Origin of the sequence: Glutamicibacter endophyticus (genome assembly GCF_048457885.1) — a bacterium.
Lineage (GTDB): Bacteria > Actinomycetota > Actinomycetes > Actinomycetales > Micrococcaceae > Glutamicibacter > Glutamicibacter endophyticus.
This window is the reverse complement of sequence record NZ_CP174200.1, coordinates 2,197,311-2,209,762: the sequence shown is the minus strand read 5'-3', so window position 1 is coordinate 2,209,762 and position 12,452 is coordinate 2,197,311. Positions and strand designations below refer to the sequence as shown.

General features: G+C 61.6%; 9 protein-coding genes. 5 read left to right on the top strand and 4 right to left on the bottom strand.

What is annotated here, in order from left to right; all coding sequences use genetic code 11:
* The first annotated feature begins 45 nt into the window (after positions 1–45).
* Positions 46–1,632, top strand: a complete 1,587-nt coding sequence (locus tag ACJD00_RS10285) for a serine/threonine protein kinase (RefSeq protein ID WP_418906930.1) — start codon at positions 46–48, stop codon at positions 1,630–1,632.
* 52 nt (positions 1,633–1,684) lie between these two features.
* On the opposite strand, the gene ACJD00_RS10280 is transcribed toward ACJD00_RS10285, so the two are convergent.
* From ACJD00_RS10280 to ACJD00_RS10265, 4 genes are all read right to left on the bottom strand, one after another.
* A complete protein-coding gene (locus ACJD00_RS10280) occupies positions 1,685–2,047 on the bottom strand; it encodes a hypothetical protein (RefSeq protein ID WP_418906929.1) in 363 nt (120 codons plus the stop codon).
* 99 nt (positions 2,048–2,146) lie between these two features.
* Positions 2,147–3,895, bottom strand: a complete 1,749-nt coding sequence (gene sucB / locus ACJD00_RS10275; RefSeq protein WP_418906928.1) for a 2-oxoglutarate dehydrogenase, E2 component, dihydrolipoamide succinyltransferase — start codon at positions 3,893–3,895, stop codon at positions 2,147–2,149.
* A 169-nt stretch (positions 3,896–4,064) separates the two neighbouring features.
* Positions 4,065–5,444, bottom strand: a complete 1,380-nt coding sequence (gene lpdA / locus ACJD00_RS10270; RefSeq protein ID WP_418906927.1) for a dihydrolipoyl dehydrogenase — start codon at positions 5,442–5,444, stop codon at positions 4,065–4,067.
* A 270-nt stretch (positions 5,445–5,714) separates the two neighbouring features.
* Positions 5,715–7,226 carry a leucyl aminopeptidase gene (locus ACJD00_RS10265; protein ID WP_418906926.1) on the bottom strand — a complete coding sequence of 504 codons (1,512 nt, stop codon included), beginning with the start codon at positions 7,224–7,226 and terminating at the stop codon, positions 5,715–5,717.
* Positions 7,227–7,458: 232 nt separating this feature from the next.
* On the opposite strand from ACJD00_RS10265, the gene ACJD00_RS10260 reads away from it, so the two are divergent.
* The 4 genes from ACJD00_RS10260 to ACJD00_RS10245 all read left to right on the top strand — a co-directional run bounded on the left by ACJD00_RS10260 (position 7,459) and on the right by ACJD00_RS10245 (position 12,351).
* A complete protein-coding gene (locus ACJD00_RS10260) occupies positions 7,459–8,421 on the top strand; it encodes a proteasome assembly chaperone family protein (RefSeq protein WP_418906925.1) in 963 nt (320 codons plus the stop codon).
* The gene (locus tag ACJD00_RS10255; RefSeq protein WP_418906924.1) at positions 8,418–9,707 is read left to right on the top strand and encodes an MFS transporter; all 1,290 of its coding nucleotides are present in this window, start codon (positions 8,418–8,420) and stop codon (positions 9,705–9,707) included. Before ACJD00_RS10260 ends, ACJD00_RS10255 begins: the two co-directional genes overlap by 4 nt.
* A gap of 62 nt (positions 9,708–9,769) precedes the next feature.
* Positions 9,770–10,876, top strand: coding sequence for a DUF4192 family protein (locus ACJD00_RS10250; protein ID WP_418906923.1), 1,107 nt, complete (start codon positions 9,770–9,772; stop codon positions 10,874–10,876).
* 263 nt (positions 10,877–11,139) lie between these two features.
* Positions 11,140–12,351 carry an RNA polymerase sigma factor gene (locus ACJD00_RS10245; protein ID WP_418906922.1) on the top strand — a complete coding sequence of 404 codons (1,212 nt, stop codon included), beginning with the start codon at positions 11,140–11,142 and terminating at the stop codon, positions 12,349–12,351.
* Positions 12,352–12,452 lie beyond the last annotated feature (101 nt).

Genomic DNA, 12,452 nt, shown 5'->3' with positions numbered 1-12,452 from the left:
ATACCCTACGCCCAAGCGGTGGAGCCCGGCCAATTGGGACCGCAAATGCTAACGCTGTGGATATCCGCGGCGGACAACGGGCAATCGCGCTATACCGGTGGAATGGACACGTTAGAGCACGGACTTGCCTGGCCGCAAGCCGAAGGATACGACACAATAGGGCCCTTAAGTGCCAAGTCACCCGCAAATGTTTGGCTACTTCGGAGGGTCGAAGACCAAGTATATTTTGCGCTCAAGACCACCACTGAGTCCGAGGCGGTAGGCACATTGATCCAAGACGGGGTTCAGGTGCAACACGAGTATGCGGTTGAAGTTTACGGATTGTTGAACACCCAACTTGGTGCTGGAGTGCTGATGGAGTATTGTCCGGGCGGCAGTCTTCACGCCCTACTGTCGCAACGGCCCCCAATGAGCCTCGGAGAATGCGTGACGGCGCTGGCTCCGATCGCTCAGCGCTTGGCGGCAATGCATGCACAGGGACATGCCCATGGTGACGTATCGCCGGGCAATATCTTGTTGACCGCCAAGGGCAAACCTAAACTGATCGACTTTCAGGAGCTCGGTGGTACGTTCGGAAGCACTTCGGGCGCTGGAACACCGGGCTTCATAGCGCCCGAGATACTCACCGGTCAGGAACCAACCGGTGCGCAGATCGGGAGCGCTGACGTCTATGCGCTCGCTGCCTGCGTTTGGTACTTGCTCTCCGGTCAGGTGCCGGCGGCACCGGAGCACAGGGCGCCGATCACGGCAGTTTTTCCCGATCTGCCAGAGCTCGTGCACCAGCTTCTATGCGATGCCCTCAGCGAGGATCCTGAGCAGCGCCCCTCGGCTGAGCATTTCGCCCGGCAGCTTTTCGCCTGCGCACAAGCCGAAGCCATTGACTGGACCAACTGTGTACCCGCCCAAGCCACGCAGTTCATGGAGACCGTTCATCCACCGTGTGCCACACCGGACAAGATACGAGCCCGGCGCCCGAGGGGTAGAGCGGGCACTCGACCAGCAAGGACTGATGACAAGAACCAGTCAGGGTGGAGCATCCCGAGGCTTCGACAGACTCCGGGCAGGAAGCGGCTGGTGGCCGCCGTGATGCTCGCGGTAGTGGCTGTCGGCGTCACGAGCTTCACGGCCCTGCGCTACCTGCCCACGGAAGTGCATGCTCAGGGGCCCGAACTTGCCGAAAACGTACCCGATGGCCGATGTCAGGTCGGTGACGGCGGAATCATTCCGGAGTGTGCCAACGCGGTGGACGGCTTGGTGACGCAGGTAATCGACCTGTCGCGCCGTCGCGACCAAGCCTTGGCCGGATTGGATCAGCGCGCACTGCGTGACCTTTATGCGCAGGGTTCACAGCAGTTGGAACGGGACCTGGCCACAGTCGAGCAGTTACGGAGTTTAGGCTTCAAGATTCAAGGCCTGAGCACACAACTTAGTGACATTGAATTTATTGCCCGAGGTCCGCAGAATCGCGCGGTGCTCAATGCCACGAGCGCCCAACCCAGTTACAGCTATGTGGACCGGGAAGGGCAGGTGTTGCATACGGTCGAGGGATTGGCCGGGGAGCAGATCACCCTCACGATTCAGTGGGAAGACCAGCGGTGGAAAATCGGCGATGTGCTCAGCCGGGGGAATTAAACGGAAAGGGGACCTCGTGACGAGGTCCCCTTGGCGTGCGGTGCCGCAATGACTAGTGCCAGAGTACAGCGATCGCGATGTTGATCAGGGCCAAACCACCCGTGGCGTGGGCGATGCCGGTCGAAACTTCGGCGCCTGCCTTCACCTTTTTACGACCCAGGAAGGCCGCGACGACGATGGCGATGGCAATCAATAGCTTGACGCCAATCTTGAAGTGGTTCAGTTCCCCGTCCCAGGGGCTGAGACCCATTTCGGTCAGTGCCACCAAGGCCAGACCGGTAATCAGCTGAGTCAGCGCACCGTACCATTGCCATACGTTGACGGTAGGGGTCTTGAAGTTGGCCAACCATCCGCCGAAAATGGCCGCGGCGCCAAGAATGTGCAGAAAAACCAAAAGGGAATAGAGGAAGCTCATACACTCAATCCTAGGTCATGTTCGACGTGCTGTAGAAACGCGCGGGGCCCGTGATCGAATTGCTTCGATCACGGGCCCCGCGCCAGGACAAATCAACCTTTACAGGCCGAGATCACCCTCGAAAGCGCCGCCTTCAAGACGTGCCTTGACGGTCTGCAGGAAGCGACCGGCGTCGGCGCCGTCAACGATGCGGTGATCGTAGGTCAGCGACAGGTACATCATCTGGCGGATGGCGATGACGTCGTTGCCTTCGGCGTCGGTGATAACGACCGGGCGCTTGACGATGGTGCCGGTACCCAGGATGGCAACCTCAGGCTGGTTGATGATCGGGGTGTCGAACAGGGCCCCTACCGAACCAATGTTGGTGATGGTGAAGGTGCCACCGGACAGCTCGTTCGGACCGATCTTGTTACCGCGGGTACGGGCGGCGACATCGGCGATCTTGCTGGCCAGACCGGCGAGGTTCAGGTCGCCAGCGTTGGAAACGACCGGAACCAGCAGGCCCTTCTCGGAATCTACCGCGAAGCCCAGGTGCTCGGCGTTGTGGTAGGTGATCTCCTGCTTGTCCTCGTCGTAGTTTGCGTTCAGCGACGGGTGCTGCTTCAGTGCTTCGGCAACGGCCTTGGCGATGAACGGCAGGTAGGTCAGGTTCACACCGTTGGTGGCCTTGAAGCCAGCCTTGGCAGCCTTACGCAGGTTGGCCACGCGAGTCATGTCGACTTCCTGGACCTGAGTCAGCTGAGTCGAGGTGTCCAGCGATTCGCGCATGCGGCGGGCGATGACCTGGCGGATGCGAGGAGCCTTGACGGTGGTGCCACGTAGTGAGGAAGCTTCGACGGCCGGAGCTGCCTTGGCAGCTGGAGCGGCGGGTGCGGCCGGTGCCGGGGCTGCTGCGGCGGCTTCCTTGGCGGCCACTGCGTCCAAAACGTCCTGCTTGCGGATGCGTCCGCCGACACCGGTGCCGGTGACCGAAGCAATGTCGATGCCGTGCTGGTTAGCCAGTCGGCGTACCAGCGGGGTGACGTAGCCCGAATCGTTGCCAGCAGGCGCCTCGGAGGCCGGTGCGGCAGGGGCTGCAGGAGCAGCAGGTGCTGCCGGAGCCGGCGCCGGAGTTGCCGGGACATCGGCAGCCGGTGCTTCGGCGGCAGGAGCCTCGGTCTTGGCCGGAGCTTCAGACTTTGCCGGTGCTTCGGACTTGGCTGGAGCAGCCGGTTCCGGGGTGGACTCGGCAGCCGGAGCGGCACCAGCGGCACCGATGACTGCCAGAACCGAACCGACCTCAGCCGTTTCGTCCTCGGAAACGCGAATCTCTAGCAGGGTGCCGGCCACGGGGGACGGAACCTCGGTGTCGACCTTATCGGTGGAAACCTCAAGCAGCGGCTCGTCAACAGCTACCTCGTCGCCGACTTCCTTCAGCCAGCGGGTGACGGTACCTTCGGTAACCGACTCGCCCAGGGCGGGGAGGGTGACTTCGGTACCCGAGGCTTCGCCGCCAGCAGCGGGTGCAGCCGGTGCCTCAGCGGCTGGTGCTTCTTCAGCCTTGGCCGGAGCTTCCTCAGCGGCAGGTGCTTCCTCGGCGGCTGGCGCGTCCGAGCCCGAATCCGAACCGGAACCATCGCCGATGCGAACGAGCGGGGCGCCAACTTCGGCTTCCTCGTCTTCGCCAACAAAAATTTCCTCGATGACGCCGGCAACCGGCGATGGAACCTCGGTGTCGACCTTATCGGTGGAAACCTCAACTAACGGTTCGTCAACCTCTACGCGGTCGCCGACCTGCTTCAGCCAGCGGGTTACCGTACCTTCGGTAACGCTTTCGCCCAGTGCGGGCAGGTTTACGGTTTCAGACATCTTCCCGTATCTCCTCAGTTTTCAAAGCTTTGATGATGACCGGCTGTTCCCGCTCTGCGTCGTGGACGTGGCGGTACGGTCGGCCGAAATTGAGAGGCGTGCCTCTGAGCCTAGTGCACGAAGTAGCGCGCCGGATAAAACGCGCTACTTCGTGACTTATGGCACGTGACTAGCCGTGCAGCGGCTTGCCGGCCAAGGCCAAGGCGGCCTCACCCAGCGACTCGTTCTGCGTCGGGTGGGCGTGGATAAGCTGAGCCACGTCCTCCGGGTAGGCTTCCCAGTTCACGATGAGCTGGGCTTCGCCGATCTGCTCACCGATGCGGCCGCCGATGCCGTGCACGCCGACGATCGGGCCGTTCTTGACGCGAACCATCTTGATCAGACCGCTGGTGCCGAGGATCGAAGACTTACCGTTGCCGGCCAGGTTGTACTCGGTGGTTTCAATCTGGTCCTCACCGAACTTCTCCTTAGCCTTTGGCTCGGAGTAACCCACCGACGCGATTTCAGGCTCGCAGAAGGTGACCTTCGGGATGTTGATGTCCTCGACGATGGTCGGCTTCTGGCCAGCGATTTCCTCGGCAACGAAGATGCCGTGCTGGTAACCGCGGTGTGCCAGCTGCACGCCGGGAACGATGTCGCCCACGGCGTAGATGTTGCCAACACCGGTGTGCAGGCGCTCGTTGGTGATAACAAAACCACGGTCGATGGTGATGCCCTGCTCTTCGAAGCCCATGTTTTCGGTGACCGGGCCGCGGCCTACGGCCACGAGCACGACGTCGGCCTCGAGGGTCTTGCCGTCGGCCAGGTGAACCTTGACGCCGTTGGCGTCCTGCTCGACCTTTTCGAAGAACACGCCGGTGTTGAACTTGATGCCTCGCTTCTTGAAAGCACGCTCAAGGTTCTTGATGATGGCCGGGTCCTCGTTCGGAACCAGCGACGGCAGACCTTCGACGATGGTGACATCGACACCGAAGGAGTTCCAGACGGAGGCGAACTCGACACCGATGACGCCGCCACCGAGCACGATGGCGCTCTTCGGCAGGGTCTCCATGTTCAGGGCTTCGGTGCTGGTCAGCACGCGGCCACCGATTTCCAGACCGAAGGTCTTGGAGGTGGAGCCGGTGGCCAACACAATGTTCTTGCCCTTGTAGGCGACACCGTCAACGTCAATGGTGTCCTGGCCAACCAGGCGGCCGTTGCCGTTGATGACGGTGATCTTCTTCATCTTTAGCAGGCCGGATAGGCCCTTGTGCTTGCCAGCGACGATGCCGTCCTTGTAGCTGCGCACGCCAGCCAAGTCAATGGACTCCAGGCTGGTGTGAATGCCGTACTTCGCGCCTTCGCGGGCGTTTTCTGCCAGCTCAGCGGCGTGCAGGTAGGCCTTGGTGGGAATGCAACCGGTGTGCAGGCAGGTGCCGCCGACCTTGTCGCGTTCGATCAAACCAACGGAGAAGCCCAACTGGACGGCGCGTAGCGCCACCGAGTATCCAGCGGATCCACCGCCGAGGATGAGGACATCAAATTCTTGCGTTGCTGCCGATTCGGCCACGTGAACGCTCCCTCGTAATAGCTATAGTATGGTCGGCGTTCGCCGGCCAGAGGATCGGGTCGCAGATGGCGAAGTGCCCTGTCAGGCTCTTCGCATTCATCCGCTGGTGATGTTTCAGAACTTACCTTAGCCCCGTTGGCGCCCGTGAGTCATCTTTGGGTAGCAAGCTCACGGCTAAATGCGGTGTGGAACACGAAACCCGGTGTGGAACGGAGTTTCGCTCCGCCCACACCGGGTCGATCTCACGCCAAGGGGCGTCGGCTCAACGCGTTAGCCGGCCAAGGTTGCCGCGTACTGCACAAGGGTGCGCACCTGGCTGCCGGTACCGTTCTTCGGGGTGTAACCCCATGCTGAACCTTCGTTGAAGGCCGGGCCCGCGAAGTCGATATGTGCCCACGGAATCTGCTGGCCGTCGACCTCGCCGACGAATTCCTGCAGGAAGGCCGCGGCGGTCATCATCCCACCCATGCGTTCGCCGATGTTGGCCAGATCGGCGACCTCCGAGTCGAGGCTCGGGCGCAGCTGCTCCGGAATTGGCATGGGCCACGCAAGTTCGCCCACGGTGTTTGACGCCTCGATGAGCGCATCGCGCACGGACTCGGTGCCCATCACGCCGGCGGTCCGAAGACCAAGGGCGAGCATCTGGGCGCCGGTGAGCGTGGCGATGTCGATGACCACATCGGGGTGCTCCTCGCTGGCAGCAACCAAACCATCGCCCATGACCAGGCGTCCCTCGGCGTCGGTGTTGAGCACCTCGACGGTCTTGCCGCCGTACATGCTGATGACATCGCCGGGGCGGGTGGCCTTGCCGCCGGGCATATTCTCGGCAAGGCACAGCCATGCGGTGACCTTGACGTCCAGGCCCAGTTCGGCAACGGCGCAGATGCTCTGGAAGACCGCCGCGGCGCCGGACATATCCGACTTCATGGCGTGCATTCCCGAGGCAGGCTTGATGGAGATGCCACCGGTGTCAAAGGTGATGCCCTTGCCGACCAAAGCTAGGTGCTTGGCCGCCTTGGCCGGTGCGTATTCGACCTTGACCAGGCGCGGTGGGCGATTAGAGCCGCCGCCGACCCCGAGCAGGCCGCCGAAACCGTCCTTGGCCAGCTTCTTCTCGTCGTACACCGTGACCTTCAGGGGCAAGGACTTGGCGTAGTCCTTTACCGCCGAGGCGAAAGATTCCGGGTACAGCTCGTTGGCCGGCGCGTTGATCAGGTCGCGGGTACCGCGCACGGCGCGGCCGATGGCTGCGGCATGCTTGAGCACCTCAATGAGGTCCTTGTCCGCTGAGCGTTCGGTGGCGATCTGTGCTTCGGACAGGGTTGGCTTGCTGCTCTTGGAAGCCACCCGGTAGTTCTCGTAGCGGTAGGCGCCGAGCGCGATACCCTCGGCCACGGCGGACACGCGAGCGGTGGTCTCGGCCGGCAGGCTGAACACCGCGGTGCTCACATTGCTCAGCTGGCGTGCGGCCGAACCTGCCGCGCGGCGGAGCAGTTCGTCGTCCAACGAGGCGTCATCGGCGACGCCAAGGCCGGTGAATGCCATAACCTTAGCCTTGGTTTCGGCCACCGGCGGGAGCAGCAGCAACTCGTCGGCCTTGCCGGTGGCGTTGATGCTAGCCAGTGAAGCTTCCACGGCGCGGGTCATTTCGGCGCTGAACGGAGATGCGGCGATTGCTACGCCGTTCTCCTGCTTGAACAAGCCCAGCACGAGGGCGTCGCTGCCCTGACGGCTGATGTCCGTGCCGATGACAGTCAACTTCAGATCGTTGGAGTTGATCACAAAATCATTCCTTACTATGCCTTTGTAGGGTTGGGGCGTGCACCCGCCAAAGTGGTCGATGATGCGACCAAGCGGGCGGTACGTACTCCGGTACTGATCGTAGTCGAGGTCGGAGCGTACGGTGCCCTAGTTCACAGTGAGCAAAGTACCCGCGGGGATAGAATGGTTCTTTGGAACCTTCGAGCCGGTGGCACCTTGCCCGGCTCGAGGCCGTGCAGAGGGAAGGAGCCAAATGTCGCAGGAGCGTCTACTGGAACTGGTCGGCGAGCGCGTCGACGATCCTGAGCTGCAGGGACTGGGCATGCTGATTTCGCTCAAGGGCGCCTCGGATGCCGGTCATCTGCACGCGCAGTTGAGCAATGGATTGCTAACCGCTTTAGATGCCGAATTGTTCGCGCGTTTCGATGCCGACGAGCTGGTTTGCTACAGCGCCCAACGCCCGCGTGTGACTTTCGTGGCCGACCACTTTGCCGGCTATCAGGCCCCGGGCATCGACATCTATTTGCTCACTGACGAACTGGGGCGGAAGTTTTGGTTCCTCACCGGCGTCGAACCCGATTTGCGGTGGGAGCGGTTCGTTAGTGAACTATGCCGCTTCGTTGATGCCTATAACGTTCCGCTGACGGCCTCGGCGGTTTCGCTACCGATGCCGGTGCCGCATACCCGGCCCATCGGAGTGACGGCTCATGGCAATCGCCAAGATCTGATCGAGAACATTTCGACCTGGTCGCCCACCGCCGAAACCCCGGCAAGCGTTACCGCGCTGCTCGAGATTCGTCTCAACGATCAGCAGCGGGACGTGGTCGGCTACTCGCTACATACCCCGCACTACCTCTCCGAATCGGAGTACCCGGCCGTTGCCGTGGCGGGTCTGGAGTACCTGGGCGCGGCCCTGAAGCTGGCCTTGCCCACCGAAAAATTGCGTGAAGCGGCCCGTCTGGTCGAGGGCCAGTTGGCCGAACAGCTGGCCAGCAGCGAAGACGTCAAGCAAATGGTCGATGGCTTCGAGGCGCGGTTCGATGCGCATGCGCACCAGCATGAACAGCGTTCCTTGCTGGTGGACGTTGACCAGGATCTGCCCGACGCAGAGCAGCTCGGGGCACGTGCCGAGGACTTCTTGGCCTCGCTTGGGGACACCGGCCCGTGGTTGGACGCGGCACACCAACGTGAGGCAGGGGAATCACCCGAATCGTGAACACGATCAAGCTCAACTCGGCGCGTTCGTGGGTAGTTTTCGTTGCCGCAGTGCTCACCTATTTATCCGCAGTAGCCCAGCGCACGAGTTTCGGAGTCGCCGGGATCGAGGCCACGGAACGCTTCACGGCCAGCGCCCAGGTGCTGGCCGCCTTCTCGGTAGTCCAGTTGATCGTCTATGCCGGGGCACAGGTGCCGGTGGGTCTTGCCCTTGACCGTTTCGGCCCGCGGCTACTGATTACCTGTGGTGCGGCCATCATGGCCCTAGGTCAGGGGATGCTGGCGGTCGCCGAAAGCGTCGGTCTGGGGTTGACCGGCCGTATCTTCGTCGGCGCCGGCGACGCGATGGTTTTCGTGTCGGTGCTCCGGCTACTGCCGATGTGGTTTTCCAGTAATCGTATTCCGCTGCTCACGCAGTTAACCGGCACCTTCGGGCAGCTCGGACAGCTAGTTAGCCTGATCCCTTTTCACGCGCTACTGGTTGCACTCGGGTGGACTCCGGCCTTTTCCATCATGTCTGGACTGGCCCTCGCAACGTTCCTGACCACTATCGCCTTCGTGCGCAATGGTCAGGACTTCGGTCACAAGGGGTCGACCGAGCGTTTACGGGCCTGGCAAGGCCTGGCGCTGGCTTGGCGGCAACCGGGCACGAAGCTGGGATTCTGGACCCACTTCACCACCGCCTTCATGTGCAATGTGTTCATGCTCAGCTGGGGCTACCCATTCCTCGTCGAGGGCCAAGGGCTAGATGATGCGCTGGCTTCGTCGGTGATGTCGGTGTTCGTGGTGGTGGCGATCGTATTCGGCCCGATTCTGGGGGCGTTGACGGCCCGCTACCCGCAACGTCGTTCGAATTTCGCGCTGACCGTCGTGTTCCTCATGATCTTGAGCTGGTCCGTGGTGCTGCTGTGGCCGGGGCAGGCCCCGCTGTGGTTGTTGATCGTGTTGATGGTGGCTGTGGCGGCCGGTGGTCCAGCTTCGGTGATCGCCTTCGACTTTGCCCGCACCTTTAACCCGCCGCACCTGATGGGGACCGCTACCGGTGTGGTGAATACCGGTGGCTTCTTCGGAGGCTTCCTTACCATCTACCTCATTGGGTTGATTATGGACTGGCTCCACCTCAACGATGCTCCCGGCACCTCGCTGTATAACCTCGACGCCTTTCGGGTGGCGTTAAGCCTCCAGCTGGTCATTGCGGTAATTGGCGTGGTGTTCATGGTGCGCAATCGCCGTAAGGCCCGCGAACAGGTGGCCCGCGAAGCACGTGTCCAAGGGGCCGCGCGTTAAGTCGTCAACAGTTCGTCGGCATGAGGCCCTAGCGGTCGGATGCCGAGGTGACGCTGGGGTGCATGACAACAACTCCAGAACGCCAGCCCCTGTCCCTCAGCGAATGCGATGACGTACTCGCCTATATCCCTCACGCCTTGGGTTTCCTGCCGCACCGATCGGCGGTATTCCTGCTTCTGACCGGCCGGAAACTCGAAGCGACACTACGCGTAGATCTGCCCGGCGAGCGTGAAAGTCCAGATCATGAGCGCTGGCTCGGGCAGGTCGGCGACCTTATCGGGAAACTCTCCACCGTCGAATCGGTCATCATTGTTTTTTACGCCGATGGCCCGGACGCCGCAAGCACCGAGGCCCCTTATGCGAGCCTCTTTCGCAACACCGTCAGCTCCCTCGAGCAGCGCGGACTGTTTACACATCGTGGCTGGTGCATCGGTGAGAAGTGGGGTTGGGACTATCTGGCCCCGTCCGGCAGGGAAAGTTTTGCGCTCGGTGACCTCAGGGACAATGCCACGAACGCGGCATTGGTGGTGGCTGGTTCGGCTCCATTAGCCACCCCGTGGGATGGGGGTGGGATTAGCCCTTGGCCTCAAGCAGCCAGCATCCGGGCGCTAGCGGCGGCACCCGAGTGCGAGGATATCTTCGATTCCCTTGACGCTTGGGCCCATGTACTGAGCCACCCCGTTTCGGTTGCAAGTACCCTCATGCGTCAAGATCACATGTTGTGCGCCAGACTGCTTGGGGGCCTTAGCGCGCGGCTGGTACGAGATGTGTTGCCCTACTTGGCTGGTGTCGGATCCGACCGGGCGGTGAATCTGATCCGGCAACTAGCGCTCGGACGCGAGGGCCCGGAAGTGTCGGATATGGCCGATTATTTACTGGGCAAGGGTGAGCGCTACCCGCAGTGGGAAGGGGTGGATCGGCTGTGGCATCTCTGCCGAGACTTGTTGGGGGTCGCGCAGGGCGAACACCATAGCGCCCTGTTGTGCATATTGGCATGGATTGAATGGGCTCGGGGACGCGGAAGCTTGGCCATGACCTTGCTCAAATCCGTACTGGAGGAATCTCCAAATTACCGACTGGCTAAGTTGCTCCGGGACATGGTCACACGCGGGCTCATGCCGCAATGGGCGGTCGACCCGGAACATGCGTGGCGGGCCGTACATGACTAGCTTCGGTGCCGGTGCGCAACGCCACGCTTGGGGCCAAGTGGTGCCGCGGACCCGATTCGTGGATAATGGTTCAACAGACCCGGTTAGGTTCGATCCGTTTTGTGCCCGTGCAGTGCATCGCATGGAACAAAACGAGGGGTGGGCACGTTGGATAGACAGTGTGCCCCCTCGGCAGTCGCTTCGGCGAAGGCCCTCGGACTTGACAGGGTCATAGTGGTGTTGCCGGTAGGTGCATCCGGAACGCATCGTGAGAAAGGTTTTTCGTGTCATCTTCTGAGACGAACGCTAATCGTAAAGCAGCCGCCGAGACTTCGGGGGAGGCCGAGGAGAAGGTAACCAAGCCTGCCGCGAAGAAGCGTGTGAGCAAGGCCAAGACGGCCGAGACTAAGTCTGTGGAGCCGGAAGGGGAGACCACCGACGCCGGCGAATTCAACGATGACACCGAGGTGGAGCCGGACGAAGCCGCCGTCAAGGACGTCGAGGCCAGCGAACCCGAGTCCAAGGGGTTCACGCTGTCCACCGCAGATGATGACGCGCCGCAGCAGCAGGTGCTGGTCGCCGGTGCAACCGCGGACCCGGTCAAGGACTACCTGAAGCAGATCGGTAAGGTCGCACTGCTGAACGCTGAGCAGGAAGTTGACCTGGCGCTACGCATTGAAGCTGGCTTGTTTGCCGCGGATAAGCTGGCTAAGGACGACGGCTCCATGGAGCAGCGTCTGCGTTGGGATTACGAACAGATCATCCACGACGGAAAGATCGCCAAGAACCACCTGCTGGAAGCGAACCTTCGACTGGTCGTTTCGCTGGCAAAGCGCTACACCGGCCGTGGCATGCTGTTCCTGGACCTGATCCAGGAAGGCAACTTGGGTCTGATCCGCGCGGTGGAGAAGTTCGACTACACCAAGGGCTTTAAGTTCTCGACCTACGCCACCTGGTGGATTCGCCAGGCAATTACTCGTGCAATGGCCGACCAGGCCCGTACCATCCGTATCCCGGTGCACATGGTCGAAGTCATCAACAAGCTCGCCCGTGTGCAGCGCCAGATGTTGCAGGACCTGGGGCGTGAACCAACCCCGGAGGAGCTGGCCAAGGAACTGGACATGACCCCTGAAAAGGTGGTCGAAGTTCAGAAGTACGGTCGTGAGCCGATCTCTCTGCATACTCCGCTGGGTGAAGACGGAGATTCAGAGTTCGGTGACCTGATTGAAGACTCCGAAGCTGTTGTTCCAGCCGATGCCGTGTCCTTCACGCTGTTGCAGGAGCAGTTGCACTCGGTGCTTGATACCCTCTCCGAGCGTGAGGCGGGTGTTGTGGCAATGCGCTTCGGTCTGACCGATGGCCAGCCGAAGACTTTAGACGAAATCGGTAAGGTTTACGGGGTCACCCGCGAGCGTATTCGCCAGATCGAGTCGAAGACCATGTCGAAACTGCGTCACCCGTCGCGATCGCAGGTACTTCGCGATTACCTCGACTAAAGAACAGAATTAAACACCGGTGGGGTGGGAATGACTGCAGTCGTTCCCACCCCACCGGTGTTTGATGGCGCGCACGCCAGAATGGTAGTTAAAGACTAAGG

What these genes read in the sequence shown, in the direction of transcription:
- ACJD00_RS10285 (WP_418906930.1), top strand. Translation starts at nt 46, where the DNA reads ATGCTAACGCTGTGGATATCCGCGGCGGACAACGGGCAATCGCGCTAT.
- ACJD00_RS10280 (WP_418906929.1), bottom strand. Translation starts at nt 2,047, where the DNA reads ATGAGCTTCCTCTATTCCCTTTTGGTTTTTCTGCACATTCTTGGCGCC.
- sucB (WP_418906928.1), bottom strand. Translation starts at nt 3,895, where the DNA reads ATGTCTGAAACCGTAAACCTGCCCGCACTGGGCGAAAGCGTTACCGAA.
- ACJD00_RS10260 (WP_418906925.1), top strand. Translation starts at nt 7,459, where the DNA reads ATGTCGCAGGAGCGTCTACTGGAACTGGTCGGCGAGCGCGTCGACGAT.
- ACJD00_RS10250 (WP_418906923.1), top strand. Translation starts at nt 9,770, where the DNA reads ATGACAACAACTCCAGAACGCCAGCCCCTGTCCCTCAGCGAATGCGAT.